The organism is Streptomyces sp. CC208A (genome assembly GCF_030010625.1).
GTDB lineage: Bacteria > Actinomycetota > Actinomycetes > Streptomycetales > Streptomycetaceae > Streptomyces.
Window position 1 is genome coordinate 300325 of record NZ_JASCXN010000005.1, and the last position, 19102, is coordinate 319426.

The window sequence follows — 19102 nt, forward strand, 5'->3', positions numbered from 1 at the left end:
CGTCAGCGCACCACCGTCCGCCCGTGAAGGAGAGCGCTCCATGCGGAACCAGCAGCGGTGGGTCTACCACCGCGGGGAAGGGCTGCGCACGTTCGGGGTGGAGGAGGAGCTCCTCCTGGTCGATCCCGAGACCGGGCTCCCGCAGCCCCTCGCCGGCACCGTCACCGAGATCGCCGCCTGGCACGCCGCCGCCTGGCACAGCGGCGACGAGCCCAGGACCGAGGGGCCGGAACCGGCGAAGCCCGAGTTGTACTCCGAGCAGCTGGAGATCGGCACCTCCCCCTGTACGACCACCTCCCAGCTCGCCGACCAGCTGCGGCGGGCCAGGCTCGCCGCCGCGGCGGCGGCCAAGGAGGCCGGAGCGGCGGTCGCGGCGCTCGCGACCCCGCCCGTGGACTTCGGTCCCCTGCTCACCCCGGACGACCGCTACCGGCGGATCCACGACCGGTACGCCCACCTCGTCGACGAGGAGTTCGCCTGCGCCTGCCACGTCCACGTCCACCTCGCCTCGCCCGAGGAGGGGGTGGGCGTCCTCGACCGGATCCGGCCGTGGCTCGCCCCGCTCCTCGCGCTCAGCGCCAACTCCCCCTACTTCCAGGGCGTCGACACCGGCTACGCGAGCTGGCGCCACCAGCTGTGGCAGCGCTGGCCGATGTCCGGCCCCAGCGAGCTGTACGGGGACGTGGAGGCGTACGAGCGGACCACGCGGGAGATGCTCGCCAGCGACGTGCTGATCGACGACCACATGGTCTACTTCGACGCCCGGCTCTCCCGCCGCTACCCGACGGTGGAGATCCGGGTCGGCGACGTCTGCCTGGACGTCGAGGACACGGTCCTCCTGGCCGTGCTGAGCCGCGCCCTGGTCGAGACCGCGGCCCGCGAGTGGCGCCGGGGCCGGCTCCCCGACCCCGTCTCGACGGTCGTGCTGCGGCTCGCGGCCTGGCGGGCCAGCCGGTACGGGCTCGGCGGCGAGCTGCTCCACCCGCTGAGCTGGCGGCCCGCCCCGGCCGGCGAGGTGCTGTCCGCCCTGCTCGACCACGTGCGCCCCGCCCTGGAGGAGGCGGACGACCTGAAGCGCGCCGAGCAGGGCGTGGCCCGGGTCCTCACCCGGGGCACCGGCGCGGACCTCCAGCGCGCCGCCCACGCCGGCGACCCCTCGCTGGCCTCGGTGATCGTCGAGGCCGTGCGCCGTACGACCCCGGCGTGAGCGCGGAGGGCCCTCGGTACGCGCGCGTACCGAGGGCCCTCCGCCGTCGACCCAGGCGTCGGCTCAGGCCGCGGCCGTCACCGGGACCTCCGCCGGGGCCAGGGCGAGCTCCAGGACCTGGCGGACGTCCGTCACCGGGTGGACCTCCAGCTTCTCCAGGACCTCGGCCGGGACGTCGTCCAGGTCGGCCTCGTTCCGCTTGGGGATCACCACCGTGGTGATGCCGGCCCGGTGCGCGGCGAGCAGCTTCTGCTTCAGGCCGCCGATGGGCAGCACCCGGCCGGTGAGGGAGACCTCGCCGGTCATGGCCACGTCGGTGCGGACGAGCCGGCCGCTGAGCAGCGAGGCGAGGGCGGTCGTCATGGTGATGCCCGCGCTCGGGCCGTCCTTGGGCACCGCGCCCGCCGGGAAGTGGATGTGCACGCCGCGGTCCTTGAGACCGGTGACGGGCAGCTCCAGCTCCGCGCCGTGCGAGCGGAGGAAGGAGAGCGCGATCTGCGCGGACTCCTTCATCACGTCGCCCAGCTGACCGGTGAGGGTCAGCCCGGCGGCGCCGGTCTCCGGGTCGGAGAGGGACGCCTCCACGAAGAGGACGTCGCCGCCGGCGCCGGTCACCGCGAGCCCGGTGGCCACGCCGGGGACCGCGGTACGCCGCTCGGCCGGGTCCTGCGCGGACTCGGGCACGTGGTGCGGCCGTCCGATGAGGGGCCGCAGCTCCCCGGGCGTGACCGTGAACGGCAGCGCGCGGTCGCCGAGTTCGTGCTGGGCCGCGATCTTGCGGAGCAGCCGGGCGATGGACCGCTCCAGGGTGCGGACACCGGCCTCGCGGGTGTACTCGCCGGCCAGCTTGCGCAGCGCGGCCTCGTCGATGGTCACCTCGCCGGTCTCCAGACCGGCCCGCTCCAGCTGCCGGGGCAGCAGGTGGTCGCGGGCGATGACGACCTTCTCGTCCTCGGTGTAGCCGTCGAGGCGGACCAGCTCCATGCGGTCGAGCAGGGCCTCCGGGATGGCTTCGAGGACGTTGGCGGTGGCGAGGAACACCACGTCGGAGAGGTCGAGCTCGACCTCCAGGTAGTGGTCGCGGAAGGTGTGGTTCTGCGCCGGGTCGAGGACTTCGAGGAGGGCGGCGGCGGGGTCGCCGCGGAAGTCGGAGCCGACCTTGTCGATCTCGTCGAGGAGCACGACCGGGTTCATGGACCCGGCCTCCTTGATCGCGCGGACGATCCGGCCGGGCAGGGCGCCCACGTACGTCCGCCGGTGGCCGCGGATCTCGGCCTCGTCGCGGACGCCGCCGAGGGCGACCCGGACGAACTTCCGTCCCATGGCGTGGGCGACGGACTCGCCGAGGGAGGTCTTGCCGACGCCGGGCGGCCCGACGAGCGCGAGCACGGCGCCTCCGCGCCGCCCGCCGACGACCCCGAGCCCGCGCTCGGAGCGCCGCTTGCGGACCGCCAGGTACTCGGTGATGCGCTCCTTCACGTCCTCCAGGCCGGCGTGCTCGGCGTCGAGGACGGCCTTGGCGCCCTGGATGTCGTACCGGTCCTCGGTCCGCTCGTTCCACGGCAGTTCGAGGACGGTGTCGAGCCAGGTCCGGATCCAGGAACCCTCGGGCGACTGGTCGCTGGACCGCTCCAGCTTCTCGACCTCCTTGAGCGCGGCCTCGCGGACCTTCTCCGGCAGGTCGGCGGCCTCCACGCGCGCGCGGTAGTCGTCGGACTCCTCGCCGTCCTTCTCGCCGTTCAGCTCGCGCAGCTCCTTGCGCACGGCTTCGAGCTGACGGCGGAGCAGGAACTCGCGCTGCTGCTTGTCGACGCCCTCCTGGACGTCCTTGGCGATGGTCTCGGCGACGTCCTGCTCGGCGAGGTGCTCGCGGAGCTGGGCGGTGGCGAGCCTGAGGCGGGCGACCGGGTCGGCGGTCTCCAGGAGCGCGACCTTCTGCTCGACGGTGAGGAAGGGCGAGTACCCGGAGTTGTCGGCGAGCGCGCCGACCCCGTCGATCTGCTGCACGCGGTCGACGACCTGCCAGGCGCCGCGCTTCTTCAGCCAGCTGGTGGCGAGTGCCTTGTACTCCTTGACGAGCTCGGTCACGGCGCCGGGCAGGGGATCGGGCACGGTCTCCTCGACCACGCTCCCCTCCACCCACAGCGCGCCGCCGGGCCCGGTCGTCCCGGCCCCGATCCGCACCCGTCCGATGCCCCTGATGAGGGCTCCCGGGTCCCCGTCGGACAGCCGCCCGACCTGCTCGACGATCCCGAGCACACCGGTCGCGGCGTACGTCCCGTCCACCCGCGGCACCAACAGCACCCGCGGCTTCCCGCCCGCTCCGCGAGCGGCGGCCTGCGCGGCCTCCACGGCGGCCCGCACGTCGTTGTCCGACAGATCCAGCGGCACCACCATCCCGGGCAGCACGACCTCGTCGTCGAGCGGCAGCACAGGCAGCGTCAGCGGCACGGACGGCTTGGACTCAGAAGCCATGATCTCCCCTTCGGCAGTCAAGTTGAGCTATGCCGACTCAATGCATGTGAGTGCGGGATTGTTCCCCGGGGCCTGTTCGCTGTGAGCGATCATGTACGGATGTCCTGTGACGCCGATCTCTTCGTTTCGCAGCTTTACTCTTCGTGTGATCGTTCGCTTTGCAGAGTGACCTTTCGTCGCGGGGTGGGGTTAGCGAGTCGTGGCACGTGCGTTAGGGGTTCTGTCGGGTGGGGTGTCCGGGCCACCGACCGAGGGATTCGAGGTTGCGTACGCCGACAGGTGTGGGTCGGAGTTCCGCCTGCCGCTGGCGGACGCCCGGGCTGTGCGATTCGAGGACGTAGCGCCGGTACGCGCGTTCAAGTCGTACAAGGGCCAGCGCCATCTGCCGGGCCTGTGGTGGTCGGCGACGGTCGGCGGTCACATCGGGTACGAGTCCTGGCTGGAGCGCGATCATGTGATGCTGCTGGACTTCGACCCGTCCGTCGTGGGGATCTCGTCACAACCGTTCTGGCTGTTCTGGCAGTCAGAGGCGGGCAAGGGCGTCTCGCACGCGCCGGACTACTTCGCTCGCCGGGAGGACGGCACTGCGGTGGTGGTCGACTGCCGGCCGGCGGACCGTCGAAGACCGAGGGACTTGGCGAAGTTCGAGGCGACGCGAGCGGCCTGCACACGGGTGGGGTGGGAGTTCCTGCTGGTAGGGGCCCCTGACGCGATCGTGGTGCGTAATGTGCGCTGGCTGGCCGGGTACCGGCACCCCCGGTATCGGCTGGAGCCGGTGGTCTGCGAGTTGCTGGCGGCGTTCGTTGAGCCGCGGCCGCTGATGGACGGGGCGTCGTCGGTGGGTGATGAGATCGCGGTGCTGCCGGTGCTGTTCCATCTGCTGTGGACGCACGAACTGGCCGTGGACGTGTCGGTTCCGCTGCATGCGGCGGCGTTGGTGTCTGCGAGGGTTGCCGGTGGTTGCTGAGCGTGGGGCCGTGCTGCGGCCCGGTGACTGGATCACCTACGACAACGAGGACCACCAGGTGGTGGGGCTCGCCGGTACGTCCGTGCGGCTGCGGTCGCAGGCCGGGGTGGAATCGGTGGTGCTGGCCTCGCACCTGATGGCGGCACCGGACTTCGCCGTCACCGGCACGGAGCCGCTGCCCGCCCTGGAGCCGTCGGGACTGCTGGGGACGTTGCCCGACTCGGTGCGGGAGGCGGCACGGGAGTGGGAACGGCACATGGTGGAGGTCGAGACCGGGCTACCGCCGGATGCCGTGGCGGGCTCCGAGCCGCGCCCTGGGTATGACCCCGCTGCCTTCTCGCTGATGGAACGGATGGCCGCGAAGGCGAGCGAGCTGGGGGTGACGGTTCGTACGGTGCAGAGTCGGCGGTCGCGCTACGTCCAGCAAGGTCTCTGGGGGCTGGTGGACCAGCGGGCGACCCGGACCTGGGAGGCCACGGGGCGGGCGGACGCCCGGCTGGTCGCGGCCGTCCAGGAGGTCCTGGACACGGAGACGCACACGTCGACGGGGACTCGGTCGCGGCTGATCCGCCGGGTGGTGAAGCTGGTGGAGGCCACCCACGGCGAGGGGGTGGTTCCGCTGCCGAGCCAGCGGACTCTCTACAAGCTGGTCGACGCGCTCTCCACCGGCCGGCACACCTTCGGTTCGGCGGTCACGCGGCGACAGACTGCGAACCGCCCGCAGGGGCCGTTCACGCCGACGTTCGCGGACCGGCCGGGGGAACAGGTACAGATCGACTCCACCCCGCTGGATGTGATGGTGGTGCTCGACTCCGGGCTGACAGTCCGCGCGGATCTGACGATCGCGGTCGACGTCGCGACACGGACGATCTGCGCGGCGGTGCTGCGGCCGGTGGGTACCAAGGCGGTGGACGCCTCCCTGCTGCTGGCACGGATGCTGGTGCCCGAGCCGATGCGGCCGGGCTGGTCCGCGTCGCTGCGCATGGCGGCGTCACGGATGCCGCACCGGCGGCTGCTGGACGTGGACACGCGGATGGAGCAGGCCGCGGCGAAACCGGTGATTGTGCCGGACACGGTCGTCATCGACGGCGGGAAGGTGTTCATCTCCGACACGTTCATCCGGGCCTGCGAACGGCTCGGTATCTCAGTGCAGCGGGCACGTCCGCGCACGCCGACCGACAAGGCGATCGCGGAGGCGACCTTCTCCTCGATCAACACGCTGTTCACCCAGCATCTGGCCGGCTACACCGGGCGGGATGTCTCCCGCCGCGGCGAGCGTGTCGAGGACCGGGCCGTCTGGACGGTTCCGGAGCTTCAGGATCTGCTGGATGAGTGGTTGCTGGCCGGGTGGCAGGCCCGGCCGCACAGCGCTCTGCGCGACCCGTTCCGCCCGAAGAGGGCGATATCGCCGAACGACAAGTACACCTCGCTGGTGGCGGCCTGCGGCTATTTGCCGCTCGTCCTCCGCGGCGAGGACTACCTGGAATTGCTGCCGGTCGCCTGGCGGGCGATCAACGACTACGGCATCCAGATCAGCTACCGCACCTACGACTGCCCCGACCTGGGGCCGCATCGGCGCGAGCACTCCGGGATCACCGCCAAGCGCGGTCTTTGGGAAGTGCATTACGACCCCTACGACCTGTCCCAGGTGTTCGTCCGCACGACACACGGCTGGATCACCGTGCCCTGGACGCAGTGGCCGCTGGTGAACGCGCCGTTCGCAGACTTCACCTGGCAGCACGCGCGTCGCTTGGCGGCCGAGGCCGGACTGGACGACACCAACGAGACGGCCGTCGCCCGTGTCCTGGATGGTCTGCTCACGCGCGCCGAGCACGGCCCTGACACCCGGTCGGCCAAGGTGGCCGCGCGCACCCGCACGGTCCGTACCATCCCCACGCCCGCAGCGGCGCCCGAGACCGAACATCGCACGGAGTCGGCGCCCGCAGTCCTGCCGTCCGTGGCGGTGGCGGAGTTCGGGATCTTCGACGCTCACGCAGAAGCCGAGAGGTGGCTATGAGCACGTTCTCCCCGTCCGCCCCGGGCACGAACCCGGCCTCACAGGTTCCGCCGGACAACCCGCTGACCACGAAGGAGGGGTGGCACTATTTCGTCGGCCATGAGCCGGTCCCGCCCCGTCTGCTGACCTCCAGCGAACGGGCGGCGCTGAGCCCGCGCGAACGGCTACGCGAGGAGGAGCGGCGCCGCGGGTATCACGCTGATCTGCCGATGGTGAACACCCCGGTCATCCGCAAGGTCACCGCCACCTCCCGGTTGCTGATCCAGCTCAACCGCAACCAGATCTCCGCCCGACGCGGTGTGATCCTCTCTGGTGCCTCCGGCACCGGGAAGACGACTGCCCTGACCCAGCTGGGGCGGGCCCACGAGCTGGCCGTCCGCAAGCGGCACCCCCACGACCGCAACCGGCTCCCGGTCGTCTACGTCACCGTCCCGCCCGCGGCCACACCGAAGATGCTCGCGATGGAGTTCGCCCGCTTCTTCGGGCTGACCTTCCCTTCCCGGGCCAACATCACCGATGTCGTCGATGCCGTCTGCGCCACCGCCGCCCATGTTCATGTCGACCTGGTTCTCGTCGACGAAATCCACAACCTGACCCTCACCACCCGCTCCGGCGCCGAAGCCTCTGACCAGCTGAAGTACTTCGCCGAACGGCTGCCCGCGACGTTCGCCTACGCGGGCATGGACGTCGAGTCCAACGGCTTGTTCGCTGGCACCCGGGGACGGCAGATCGCCGGACGCTTCGTCGTCGTCCCCGCCACCCCCTTTGCGCACGTCACCGCCGAGGATCAGGAAACCTGGCGGGCCCTGGTGGGCACTCTGGAATCCACGCTCCGGTTGCACGACCACACCCCCGGCACACTGACCGGTCTGAGCGAGTACCTCTTCCACCGCACCGGCGGCATGATCGGCAGCCTCTCCCAGCTCGTCCGCGGCGCCGCCGTCCTCGCCATCGAAGACGAGAGCGAGCGCATCACCGAAGACCTCCTGGAGATCGTCCCCGTCGACTACGCGGCCGAGCAGTCCGAGAAGCGCACCGCACCCGCCAAGCCTGCCGCCCGGCGGAGGCGCGTGGCCTGATGCTCATCCGCCGACTGCCCGATCCCGTCCCGCCCGCCCGACACGAGATCCCCGCCTCCTACATCGGCCGTCTGGCCACGCTCCACGGCCTCGACATCAACGGCCTTTGGACCCAGGTCACCGAGCGCGAGAAGTCCGGCGGTATGCGCCGCGTCGTCGTCCCCGAACGCCTCGCAGCGCTCACCGGCCGCACCGTCCATGCCCTCGCCGGCGCAATGCCCGAGCTTCGCAGCCCCCAGCCCGCCTGGGCCATGTTCCGGCACCAGCCCCAGACCGGCTGCCACCGCTGCGACGCCCGGCACCCCGGCGGCAAGGTGACCCGGCTCCTGCCCCACCACCGCTACGTCTGCCTGCGCCACCGCACCTGGATCGGCCCGCCCGACATCGACCAGCCCGCCGTCGACCTCACCCGGCTACCCGAAATCGTCGACGCCCAGCGCAAGCACCTGCGCCTCCTCAGCCGCTACGGCTGGGCAGCCACCTACGACGCCGTGCTCAGCGCCCTCATGCTCTGCGCGCACATCTGGTCCGTGGACGGCCGTCCCTCCAGTGCCGTGTTCGGCACCTGGGACACCTGGGAAGACCGCATCGACCTCCTCATCCCGTTCAACCGGGAGACGCAGGACTACCCCAGCTACAGCACCTCGCGGCTGTTCGCAGCGATCTACCCCGAAGCCGTCGCACTGGCTCCACTGATCGCCTCACCCTACTGGCGGCAGCTGGCCGCCGGCACGGAGGCCGAGCAAGCCCGGTTCTTCACCGAGGTCAGCAACCGCGTCACCTACCCCTACAGCCCTCCCGGTCACGGCGACGCCATAGCTCATTGGTCACTCGCCGACTCCTGGCGCCCGCCCAGCCAGCCTTTGACGGCCTACACGCCCGGCCGAGTGCGCGGCAGCCTCCCCGGTCTCGCCGCGAACCGGCTAGCCCGACACGAGAAGAGCACGATGTGGTTCAGCCGCAGCCGGGAACAGGGCCGAACCCTCCTCTTTCACAGCCACCTCAAGTCGGTCCTCCTGCGAGATCGCGAACCCCAGTACGTGAAATGGGAAGGAACCATCTGGCACAGCACACGCACCGACGACCTCATGCGCGAAGAAGTCACGGAGAAACGCCAGGCTTCCAAAGCAACCAGTTAGGAGCTGGCTTCTACAGGGAAGAGAGCATCGATCCGGGGTGTCCCAGCCCTCGCCGTGGCCTCTATGGTGTCGATCTCTTCTTCAGGCACCCATGTCTCCTGGACGGCTTCCACTGCCTCGTAGAACGCCTCCCCGCAATCGTCCTCCTGGCCCGTCAGCTCGTCGAACACCTCTTGGGCCACGTAGTCGAGCTCCTCCCATTCCGGCCACTCGTCGTCACACCACTCCCGTGTGTGCCGTCCCGCCAGGGCCCGCACCTCAGCCACGTCAGCGAGGGCATCCGGATCAGCAAGCACCGCTTGGTACGTTTCCTGCCCCTGGGCCACCAGCCAGAGCGCGAAGTAGTCGAAGCCGTCGTCGGAGCACAAGCCACCCTCGATCCGGCCCACCGCCCGCCACAGTGCACCCGTGGCGACCGCCGCGCACGCGGCCTCCAGACGTGCCTGAAACTCCGCTCCCTCCGCGACTGGCCGACGCCGCAACTCCCCGCGCAGCCACTCCAGCCGTTCGTGGCGGTCACCGGGGCGGCAGCTCAACTTGTTCATCAGCGCCCAGAAGCTCTTATCGTCCATGCCGCACAGGATCGCAACCACCACTGACACGTCCGAGAGCCCCTGACTAGAGCGGACGGGAAACGAAGAGAAGACCTGCATAAAACGTCATGCCGCGGCGCAACCCATCACTTCGCCCCGCAGCTAAAGAGCTGCGTCCGACGCAACGCGAAACAGCAAGCGACAACGGAACCCGATGCGCCGGCTCGTGTGTTCCGGCTGCGCGGGGGCCGTCGGGCGGGCATGCTCGGCCCATGACATGTGCTGCGGAACGCGGCCGGGCGTGGCGCCGCGGGCGGGCCTGGGCGGCGGTGCCGGCGGTCGTGGCGGCGCTGGTCCTCGGCGTGGGCGGATGCGCCGACGCCGACGTCCCGCCGCCGGCCGGGGGAACGAGCACGCCGGGCACGGGCGCGACGGCGGAGCCGCGTGCCGGGGGCGTACTGGTCGAGGTCGTGGTGAACGGCGGGTTCGCCGGCGTGAACAACCAGCTCGTCGTGTACGAGGACGGCGGCTGGACCGTCCGGTCGGGGACCGGAACCCCGCGCACCGGGCGCATGACCGCCGCCGGACTGGCCGAACTCCGCGCCGCCCTCCAGGACCCCGCCTACGCGCGCGTGCCCGACCGGCCGACCGGCCCGACCGTCGCCGACGGCTTCCAGTACTTCGTGACCCACGACCACCGGCTCGTCGTCGCGGACGACGGCGACCGGCCCCCCGCCCTCCAGCGCGTCTTCGACGCCCTCCCCGGCGGCGGTCCGCCGACCGCCCCCTGAGCCGTCCCGCCGGGACCTACCCCTCCGTCGCGCGGATCGCCGCGTACTGGCGCCGGAGGTGGTCCCGGACGCGGACGGGCATGTCCATGGAGTCGGGATCCAGGGCCCACTGGATCTGGAGGCCGTCCATGACGGCCAGGTACTCCTGGGCAATGCTCCGGCAGTCGGTGTCCGGGCGGAGTTCGCCGCGTCGGACGGCCTCCTCCAGGCGGTCGACGTCATGTTCCTCGCTCTGCGCCAGAACCGAGAGAAGCAGGTCCTCCTTGCTGCGGAAGTGGTGCAGCAGGCCGCCCTGGGTGGTCCCGCAGTCGTGGGCGATACGCGCGAGCGAGGAGGCGTGGAACCGTTCCTAGTCAGTGAGCAGGAGTGGGTCTTGAACCCGTTCCTGATCGCTGCGGACATCCCGAACGGTTTTGGGTGTCCTGGTCGCCCGCGTTCTCTCCGCGTCCGGCTGCACGCATCTGGTGCGTGGTCCGGAGATGCGGGGGCGGGTTTCCTCACGCCCGAGGGTTGCCGGTCGGGCCTGGACGATCCGATGCCCGCGACGATCGCTCTGGTCGTCGCGGGGCGGTGTCGTCCGTCGCCGGATCGGGTGCCCTTGGGCGCGTCGCCCGATCGCGATGCTCGCGGCATCGTGACGGGTGGTCTTGCGGGTCTTGCCGGTGAGGGGTGCCTGCCAGTACTGGGCGCCCCACTTGCTGGTGTAGGCCGGGTCGACAGCGATGATCGCGATGCCGGTGGCGTCGGCCATCGACGTGAGCCGGGCGCGGAGCCTGCCGGTGGGCATGCCGGAGACGAGCTGCCGGAACCGGCGCCGGCGTCCGTGTTTCTCGCGGGTCTTCTCAGCGGTGAAGTCGAGATCTTCGACCGCGATCGCCTTCACACCGCAGGTCTTGGCCCAGTTCAGCAGCCGCGACAGAGCGTGGCGGACCTGGGCGTCGCGGTGGTCGGCCGACCCGCTGAGGTCGTAGAAGAACCTTCGCGGGTGCCCGATCGGGTTGCCGTAGGTGTCCAGGCGCCAGGCGGCCAAGTGATCGGCGTTAGTGTCCACGCCGATCACGCCCTGGGAGAGGGCGGTCTCCATCGGGATGGTCCTGGTGACGGGGAAGGTCCAGGAGGCGGTCACGTACCAGCGCCCGCGCCCGACGTCCAAGTGAATGCGGTAGGCAACAGCCTGGTTCGCCTCCACGCGGTCGGCCCATTCCTGCCCCCGGTGCGGGAAGCGCACCTTCGCGGCGAGCGCGTACCGGCCGTGCCTGGCATTGGCCAGATGCGTGAGCGGGGCCGGGAGCTTGATGGACACCTCCCCCTCGGGGGAGATGCGGATGGTTTCGTTCCCGAAGCGTTTCCCGGACTCGCCGTCAGCCTGGAGAAACCAGCGCTCCGTCTCCCACTGCTCCCGCCATTCAGTCTCGGTGAGCTTCGCCGCGTCGAGGTTGTGGCGGGTGTTGAGCAGACGTCTGCCGCCACGTGCCACGTGCACGACACCGGCCTCACGGTCCGCACCGACCTGAGCGAGACGGTTCTCGAGGATGTGCAGGCGCCGGGTCTTGTGGAACCACTCACGCTTCGACCGGTATCCGCCAGGCGACCGCTTGGCACCCTTCTCCCCGACCGGCAGCGACAACCGGTGCGAGATCGCCTTGACACCAGACTCAAGGGACTGGATGTACGCGGCCTGCCCGCGACGGGCGAGCGCCCACTGATCGTGCGTCGCCTTCGTCAACGAACCGGCCCAACGCGATGACGAGGCAGCGGTCAACTCCCGCTTACGCACTGCCCACGTCTCCGCGGAATGCTCCAGCCCATCTCGGCAACGGGCCGCCAGGTCACGCCCGGCAAGCGAGCCGAGATGCGCGCCGACCAGACGCAGCACCTTCCCATCAGCCTCGGTGAGGTGCTTCAGCCGGTCGCGGACCGTAACCCCCGAGGGCCTGGGCGCAACGAACGCCGCCGCCACCTCCCGCAGAGCACCCACCACGCCTCCCCTCCAGGCCCGCAAACACCGCACCCCATACAACGACCGCCAACCGGAAAGGTCATCCATTCGACTCCAGAACTCCCGTCTCCCGATCTCGAGCTCATCCACCACAGGCCAGAGCACTCACTCACACGCACCGGAGCACGCCCACACACGCTCACCGGCAGCACTTCCCGACCCCGCTTCGCGTCACCCAGCCACTCCGTAACGTGTTTGTCCCGGTCGCCCGCGCTCCGCGAGGATGGCCGGGACGACCCGTATCCGCGACAGCCACGTCCCACGACGAGACACGGAGTGATCAATGAACGGCCCCGTCACCCTCGACCGCCGCGAGGGCCCGTACGGCGAAGTCGTCCTGCGCCGGCGGGACGCCGAGGACCGCACCGACTTCGAGATCATCGCCAACGGCACCTTCCTGATGGACACCTCCGACGGGCGCTCCGAGCGGTTGCTCGTGGACGCGGCGATGGAGGCGCTGCCGGAGCCGGCGCGGACCGGCGCCGCCGTCCTGATCGGCGGGCTCGGCGTCGGCTTCTCCCTGGCGCACGCCGCCGCCGACCCCCGCTGGGGGCGGATCGCGGTGGCCGAACGGGAGGAGGCGATCATCGACTGGCACCGGCAGGGGCCGCTCGCGTCGATCTCCGGGCGCGCCCTCGCGGACGAGCGGACGGTGATCCTGCACACGGACCTGGTGGAGTACCTGGAGACCTCCACCGACACCTACGACGCGCTCTGCCTGGACATCGACAACGGGCCGGACTGGACCGTCACCGAGGACAACGAATCCCTGTACGGGGCAAGGGGCTTGGCGTCCTGCGCGGCCCGGCTGAACCCCGGCGGAGCGCTCGCCGTGTGGTCCGCGCAGCCGTCCGGCGTTTTCGAGGAGTCCTTGCGGAATGCCGGATTCAGCGGGGTACGGACGGAAGAGATCCCCGTTGCCCGGGGCGTCCCCGACGTGGTCCATCTGGGCATCCGGCCTGCGTAGCCGGGACGCCGTCGGTACCTCTAGGCTGCTGCACCGACATCGGCGACGCGAGGCGGGGCAATGGAGCAGACACACACCACTCACCACGGTGCGGCGGCGACTCCGGGGGCCCAGCGGCGCGTCCTGGTCGTCGAGGACGACGCGACGATCGTCGAGGCGGTCTCCGCCCGGCTGCGGGCCGAGGGCTTCCTCGTGCAGACGGCCACCGACGGCCCCGCCGCCGTCGAGGCGGCCGAGGCGTGGCAGCCGGACCTGATGGTCCTCGACGTGATGCTGCCCGGCTTCGACGGCCTGGAGGTCTGCCGCCGGGTGCAGGCCCAGCGCCCGGTGCCGGTGCTGATGCTCACCGCCCGGGACGACGAGACCGACATGCTGGTCGGGCTCGGCGTCGGCGCCGACGACTACATGACGAAGCCTTTCTCCATGCGCGAGCTGGCCGCCCGGGTGCACGTGCTGCTGCGCCGGGTGGAGCGGGCCGCGCTCGCCGCCGTCACACCGCGCAGCGGGATCCTCCGCCTGGGCGAACTGGAGATCGACCACGCCCAGCGCCGGGTCCGGGTGCGGGCCGAGGACGTCCACCTGACGCCGACCGAGTTCGACCTGCTGGTCTGTCTGGCCAACACCCCGCGCGCGGTCCTCTCCCGGGAGCAGCTGCTCGCCGAGGTGTGGGACTGGGCGGACGCCTCCGGCACCCGGACCGTGGACAGTCACATCAAGGCGCTGCGCCGGAAGATCGGCGCCGAGCGGATCCGTACGGTGCACGGCGTCGGGTACGCGCTGGAGACCCCCGCGCCGTGAGCCGGCCGGGGCGGCGCGCCGGAGGGTCCCGGCGCCGGATCGTGATCTCGATCAAGACGAAGCTGGGGGCCCTGGTCGTCGGCGCGGTGCTGCTGACCTCCGGCCTGGCCCTGGTGGCGATCCGCACGTCCACCGAGTTCCGGTACATCACGATCTTCGCGATGATCGCGACGCTGCTGATCACACAGTTCGTGGCGCAGTCGCTGACGGCGCCGCTGGACGAGATGAACGCGGTGGCGGGGTCGATCTCGCGGGGCGACTTCTCGCGGCGGGTGCGGGGCGCGGACCGGCGCGACGAGCTGGGCGACCTGGCCTCGACGATCAACCGCATGGCGGACGACCTGGAGGCGGTGGACCGGCACCGCAAGGAACTGGTCGCCAACGTCTCGCACGAGCTGCGCACGCCGATCGCGGCACTGAGAGCGGTGCTCGAAAACGTGGTCGACGGGGTCTCGGAGGCCGATCCGGAGACGATGCGCTCGGCACTGAAGCAGACCGAGCGGCTGGGCCGGCTGGTGGAGACGCTGCTCGACCTGTCGCGGCTCGACAACGGTGTCGTACAGCTGCGGACCCGCCGTTTCGAGGTGTGGCCGTATCTCTCCGGGGTGCTGCGGGAGGCGAACCTGGCCGCCGCGCAGCGCGGGCTGCCTTCCACGTCCGGTCTGCACCGGCGTACGGACGTCCATCTGCACCTGGACGTGCAGCCCTCCGACCTGACGGCGTACGCCGACGTGGAACGGCTGCACCAGGTGATGGCGAACCTGATCGACAACGCGGTGAAGCACTCCCCGCCGCACGGGCGCGTGACGGTGCGGGCCCGACGCGGCCCGTACCCGGAGTCGCTGGAGCTGGTGGTCGAGGACGAGGGCCCGGGCATCCCCGAGGCGGAGCGGCACAAGGTCTTCGAGCGGTTCAACCGGGGCACGGCCCCGGACCGGCAGGGGCCGGGGAGCGACGGCGGCACGGGGCTCGGCCTCGCGATCGCGCGGTGGGCCGTGGATCTGCACGGTGGCGGAATCGGGGTGGCCGAATCCTCACGCGGATGCCGCATACGTGTCACCCTTCCGGGCAGTCTTCCCCTCCGCGATTGACGTAGGGTTCGAACCGGAAGCGAACGTTCTGCGTGTACATGAACGGGACACGGTCAGGACGTGGTCAGGGATGCGGCCGAAGGCGGCCGTAGCCGGGCTTTTCCGTACCCTCACACATGCGGAATCACGTTTGTTTCCCGCCATTCACGGCACCGAAACACCCCGTCAAGTGTGACTTGCGCGACGTTGGAGTGCCCGGCCTGCACGTCCCGGCCGGACAGGCGTAGCCTTTATTTCCGCTGTCCATCACCTTGCGAAGCGGAAGAGGGCGGTTGCCGCCGTGTCGTCTCAGTCCCCCAGTACCCCGAGCTCCCCGGCCGACCAAGACGGGCGTGGCGTGAGCCCCGCAGCCGCCTTCGGTGCCAATGAGTGGCTCGTCGACGAGATCTACCAGCAGTACCTCCAGGACCCGAATTCGGTTGATCGTGCCTGGTGGGACTTCTTCGCCGACTACAAGCCGGGTGCGGCGGAGACCCCGTCCGCCCCGGCCGCCACCACCACGGCCGCGCCCTCGGCGCCGCAGGCGGGCCCCGCACAGTCCGGTGCAAGCACCGGCTCCACCGGAGCGGCTACCGCCGCGCCCCCTGCTGCTGCCGCTCCGACCGCCGCCGTGCCCGCCCCGGCCGCCCCCGCCCCGGCCGCCCCGGCCGCTCCCGCCGCCGAGGCGCCCGTCGGCCCCGAGCTGATCACGCTCCGCGGCCCTGCCGCCGCCGTCGCGAAGAACATGAACGCCTCCCTGGAGATGCCGACGGCCACGTCCGTCCGCGCCGTCCCGGTGAAGCTGCTCTTCGACAACCGGATCGTCATCAACAACCACCTGAAGCGCGCCCGGGGCGGGAAGATCTCCTTCACCCACCTCATCGGCTACGCGATGGTGCAGGCGATCAAGGCCATGCCGTCGATGAACTACTCCTACGCGGAGAAGGACGGCAAGCCGACCCTGGTCAAGCCGGAGCACGTGAACTTCGGCCTCGCGATCGACCTGGTGAAGCCGAACGGCGACCGCCAGCTCGTCGTCGCGGGCATCAAGAAGGCCGAGACGCTCAACTTCTTCGAGTTCTGGCAGGCGTACGAGGACATCGTCAAGCGCGCCCGCGTGGGCAAGCTGACGATGGAGGACTTCTCCGGCGTCACCGTCTCCCTGACCAACCCCGGCGGCCTCGGCACCGTCCACTCCGTGCCGCGTCTGATGCCCGGTCAGTCGGTCATCATGGGTGTCGGTTCGATGGACTACCCGGCCGAGTTCCAGGGCACCTCCCAGGACACCCTGAACAAGCTGGGCATCTCCAAGGTCATGACCCTGACCTCGACCTACGACCACCGGGTCATCCAGGGTGCCGCCTCCGGCGAGTTCCTGCGGATCGTCTCCAACCTCCTCCTCGGCGAGGACGGTTTCTACGACGGCGTCTTCAAGTCGCTGCGGATCCCCTACGAGCCGGTCCGCTGGCTCAAGGACATCGACGCCTCGCACGACGACGACGTCACCAAGGCCGCCCGCGTCTTCGAGCTCATCCACTCCTACCGGGTCCGCGGTCACGTCATGGCCGACACCGACCCGCTGGAGTACAAGCAGCGCAAGCACCCCGACCTGGACATCACCGAGCACGGCCTCACCCTGTGGGACCTGGAGCGCGAGTTCGCGGTCGGCGGCTTCGCCGGCAAGTCGATGATGAAGCTCCGCGACATCCTCGGCGTGCTCCGCGACTCGTACTGCCGCACCACCGGCATCGAGTTCATGCACATCCAGGACCCGAAGCAGCGCAAGTGGATCCAGGACCGCGTCGAGCGTCCCCACGCGCGCGTGGAGCGCGAGGAGCAGCTCCGCATCCTGCGCCGCCTGAACTCCGCCGAGGCCTTCGAGACCTTCCTGCAGACGAAGTACGTCGGCCAGAAGCGCTTCTCCCTGGAGGGCGGCGAGTCCGTCATCCCGCTGCTCGACGCGGTCATCGACTCCGCGGCCGAGTCCCGCCTCGACGAGGTCGTCATCGGCATGGCCCACCGCGGCCGCCTCAACGTCCTCGCGAACATCGTCGGCAAGTCGTACGCGCAGATCTTCCGCGAGTTCGAGGGCAACCTCGACCCGAAGTCGATGCACGGCTCCGGCGACGTCAAGTACCACCTGGGCGCCGAGGGCACCTTCACCGGCCTCGACGGCGAGCAGATCAAGGTCTCCCTGGTCGCCAACCCCTCCCACCTGGAGGCGGTCGACCCGGTCCTGGAGGGTGTCGTCCGCGCCAAGCAGGACGTCATCAACAAGGGCGGCACGGACTTCACCGTCCTGCCGGTGGCCCTCCACGGCGACGCGGCCTTCGCGGGCCAGGGCGTGGTGGCCGAGACCCTCAACATGTCGCAGCTGCGCGGCTACCGCACCGGCGGCACGGTCCACATCGTCATCAACAACCAGGTCGGCTTCACGGCGGCTCCCGAGTCGTCCCGCTCGTCCATGTACGCCACCGACGTGGCCCGCATGATCGAGGCGCCGATCTTCCACGTGAACGGCGACGACCCGGAGGCCGTGGTCCGCGTCGCGCGGCTCGCCTTCGAGTTCCGCCAGACGTTCAACAAGGACGTCGTGATCGACCTCATCTGCTACCGCCGCCGCGGTCACAACGAGGGCGACAACCCGCAGTTCACCAACCCGCAGATGTACAACCTGATCGACAAGAAGCGTTCGGTGCGCAAGCTGTACACCGAGTCGCTCATCGGTCGCGGCGACATCACCCTGGAGGAGGCGGAGCAGGCGCTCCAGGACTTCCAGGGCCAGCTGGAGAAGGTGTTCGCGGAGGTCCGCGAGGCCACCTCCGCCCCGGCGCCGGCCGCCGTGCCGGACGCGCAGGCCGAGTTCCCGGTCGCCGTCACCACCGCGGTCTCCCAGGAGGTCGTGAAGCGGATCGCCGAGTCGCAGGTCAACATCCCGGAGCGGGTCACGGTCCACCCGCGTCTGCTGCCGCAGCTCCAGCGCCGCGCGGCCTCGATCGACGACGGCACCATCGACTGGGGCTTCGGCGAGACCCTCGCCATCGGCTCCCTGCTGATGGAGGGCACCCCGGTCCGCCTCTCGGGCCAGGACTCCCGCCGCGGCACCTTCGGCCAGCGCCACGCGGTCCTGGTCGACCAGGAGACCGGCGAGGACTACACCCCGCTGCTCTACCTGACCGACGACCAGGCCCACTTCAACGTCTACGACTCGCTGCTCAGCGAGTACGCGGCGATGGGCTTCGAGTACGGCTACTCGCTGGCCCGCCCGAGCTCCCTGGTCATCTGGGAGGCCCAGTTCGGCGACTTCGTCAACGGCGCGCAGACCGTCGTCGACGAGTTCATCTCCTCGGCCGAGCAGAAGTGGGGCCAGACCTCCGGCGTCACCCTGCTCCTGCCGCACGGCTACGAGGGCCAGGGCCCGGACCACTCGTCCGCCCGCCCGGAGCGCTTCCTCCAGATGTGCGCCCAGGACAACATGACGGTCGCCATGCCGACGCTGCCGTCGAACTACTTCCACCTCCTGCGCTGGCAGGTGCACAACCCGCACCACAAGCCGCTCATCGTCTTCACCCCGAAGTCGATGCTGCGTCTGAAGGCCGCGGCGTCCAAGGTGGAGGAGTTCACCTCCGGCGGCTTCCGCCCGGTGATCGGCGACTCGACGGTCGACCCGGCGGGCGTCCGCAAGGTCGTCTTCTGCGCGGGCAAGGTCTACTACGACCTGGAGGCCGAGCGGCAGAAGCGCGGTGTCACGGACACGGCGATCATCCGTCTGGAGCGCCTGTACCCGCTGCCGGGTGCCGAGCTCCAGGCCGAGATCGCCAAGTACCCGAACGCGGCGAAGTACATCTGGGCGCAGGAGGAGCCGGCGAACCAGGGTGCGTGGCCGTTCATCGCGCTCAACCTGATCGACCACCTCGACCTGGCGGTCGGAGCGGACATCCCGGCGGGCGAGCGCCTGCGCCGGATCTCCCGCCCGCACTCCTCGTCCCCGGCGGTCGGCTCCGCCAAGCGCCACCAGGCGGAGCAGCAGCAGCTGGTCAACGAGGTCTTCGAGGCCTGA

The 19102-nt window shown here is 70.5% G+C and carries 14 protein-coding genes and 1 pseudogene; 10 read left to right on the forward strand and 5 right to left on the reverse strand.

The genetic code is table 11. The annotated features are described in order from the left end of the window. The first annotated feature begins 40 nt into the window (after nt 1-40). Nucleotides 41-1207: a glutamate--cysteine ligase gene (locus tag QK442_RS09070; RefSeq protein WP_282693347.1), complete on the forward strand. Its 1167-nt coding sequence runs from the start codon at nt 41-43 to the stop codon at nt 1205-1207. A 63-nt stretch (nt 1208-1270) separates the two neighbouring features. Here QK442_RS09070 and lon read toward each other — a convergent pair whose 3' ends face one another. Then, the gene (lon, locus tag QK442_RS09075; RefSeq protein ID WP_282693348.1) at nt 1271-3682 is read right to left on the reverse strand and encodes an endopeptidase La; all 2412 of its coding nucleotides are present in this window, start codon (nt 3680-3682) and stop codon (nt 1271-1273) included. 232 nt (nt 3683-3914) lie between these two features. Here lon and QK442_RS09080 point away from each other — a divergent pair, with 232 nt between their 5' ends. Genes QK442_RS09080 through QK442_RS09095 form a run of 4 tightly spaced genes read left to right on the forward strand, consistent with a single transcriptional unit; the run spans nt 3915 to nt 8884 of the window. After that, nucleotides 3915-4649, forward strand: coding sequence for a TnsA-like heteromeric transposase endonuclease subunit (locus QK442_RS09080; protein WP_282693349.1), 735 nt, complete (start codon nt 3915-3917; stop codon nt 4647-4649). Next, nucleotides 4606-6666, forward strand: a complete 2061-nt coding sequence (locus QK442_RS09085) for a Mu transposase C-terminal domain-containing protein (protein ID WP_282693350.1) — start codon at nt 4606-4608, stop codon at nt 6664-6666. The genes QK442_RS09080 and QK442_RS09085 overlap by 44 nt, the downstream gene beginning before the upstream one ends. Then, nucleotides 6663-7745 (forward strand): ATP-binding protein, encoded by a 1083-nt coding sequence (locus QK442_RS09090; protein WP_282693351.1) that lies wholly within the window; start codon nt 6663-6665, stop codon nt 7743-7745. The genes QK442_RS09085 and QK442_RS09090 overlap by 4 nt, the downstream gene beginning before the upstream one ends. Beyond that, nucleotides 7745-8884 (forward strand): hypothetical protein, encoded by a 1140-nt coding sequence (locus tag QK442_RS09095; protein WP_282693352.1) that lies wholly within the window; start codon nt 7745-7747, stop codon nt 8882-8884. Before QK442_RS09090 ends, QK442_RS09095 begins: the two co-directional genes overlap by 1 nt. On the opposite strand, the gene QK442_RS09100 is transcribed toward QK442_RS09095, so the two are convergent. Then, entirely contained in the window at nt 8881-9456 is a 576-nt protein-coding gene (locus QK442_RS09100; protein ID WP_282693353.1) for a DUF4240 domain-containing protein, read from the reverse strand. The genes QK442_RS09095 and QK442_RS09100 overlap by 4 nt on opposite strands. A 233-nt stretch (nt 9457-9689) precedes the next feature. On the opposite strand from QK442_RS09100, the gene QK442_RS09105 reads away from it, so the two are divergent. Then, nucleotides 9690-10208: a hypothetical protein gene (locus QK442_RS09105; protein ID WP_282693354.1), complete on the forward strand. Its 519-nt coding sequence runs from the start codon at nt 9690-9692 to the stop codon at nt 10206-10208. 16 nt (nt 10209-10224) lie between these two features. Here the strand turns inward: QK442_RS09105 and QK442_RS09110 are convergent, their stop codons facing one another. The 3 genes and pseudogenes from QK442_RS09110 to QK442_RS09120 all read right to left on the reverse strand — a co-directional run bounded on the left by QK442_RS09110 (nt 10225) and on the right by QK442_RS09120 (nt 12186). Beyond that, nucleotides 10225-10491, reverse strand: a complete 267-nt coding sequence (locus tag QK442_RS09110) for a TetR family transcriptional regulator C-terminal domain-containing protein (RefSeq protein ID WP_349239638.1) — start codon at nt 10489-10491, stop codon at nt 10225-10227. Further along, nucleotides 10465-10539 (reverse strand): annotated as a pseudogene (locus tag QK442_RS09115) (TetR family transcriptional regulator); the annotation flags it as partial. The pseudogene QK442_RS09115 and the gene QK442_RS09110, both read right to left, overlap by 27 nt. Nucleotides 10540-10557: 18 nt before the next feature. Continuing rightward, a complete protein-coding gene (locus tag QK442_RS09120; RefSeq protein ID WP_282693397.1) occupies nt 10558-12186 on the reverse strand; it encodes a transposase in 1629 nt (542 codons plus the stop codon). Nucleotides 12187-12490: 304 nt separating this feature from the next. On the opposite strand from QK442_RS09120, the gene QK442_RS09125 reads away from it, so the two are divergent. From QK442_RS09125 to QK442_RS09140, 4 genes are all read left to right on the forward strand, one after another. Further along, nucleotides 12491-13174 carry a spermidine synthase gene (locus tag QK442_RS09125; RefSeq protein WP_282693355.1) on the forward strand — a complete coding sequence of 228 codons (684 nt, stop codon included), beginning with the start codon at nt 12491-12493 and terminating at the stop codon, nt 13172-13174. Between the two features lie 60 nt (nt 13175-13234). After that, nucleotides 13235-13972, forward strand: coding sequence for a response regulator transcription factor (locus QK442_RS09130; protein WP_282693356.1), 738 nt, complete (start codon nt 13235-13237; stop codon nt 13970-13972). Beyond that, nucleotides 13969-15063: an ATP-binding protein gene (locus QK442_RS09135; RefSeq protein ID WP_282693357.1), complete on the forward strand. Its 1095-nt coding sequence runs from the start codon at nt 13969-13971 to the stop codon at nt 15061-15063. Before QK442_RS09130 ends, QK442_RS09135 begins: the two co-directional genes overlap by 4 nt. A gap of 280 nt (nt 15064-15343) precedes the next feature. Continuing rightward, a complete protein-coding gene (locus QK442_RS09140) occupies nt 15344-19102 on the forward strand; it encodes a multifunctional oxoglutarate decarboxylase/oxoglutarate dehydrogenase thiamine pyrophosphate-binding subunit/dihydrolipoyllysine-residue succinyltransferase subunit (protein WP_282693358.1) in 3759 nt (1252 codons plus the stop codon).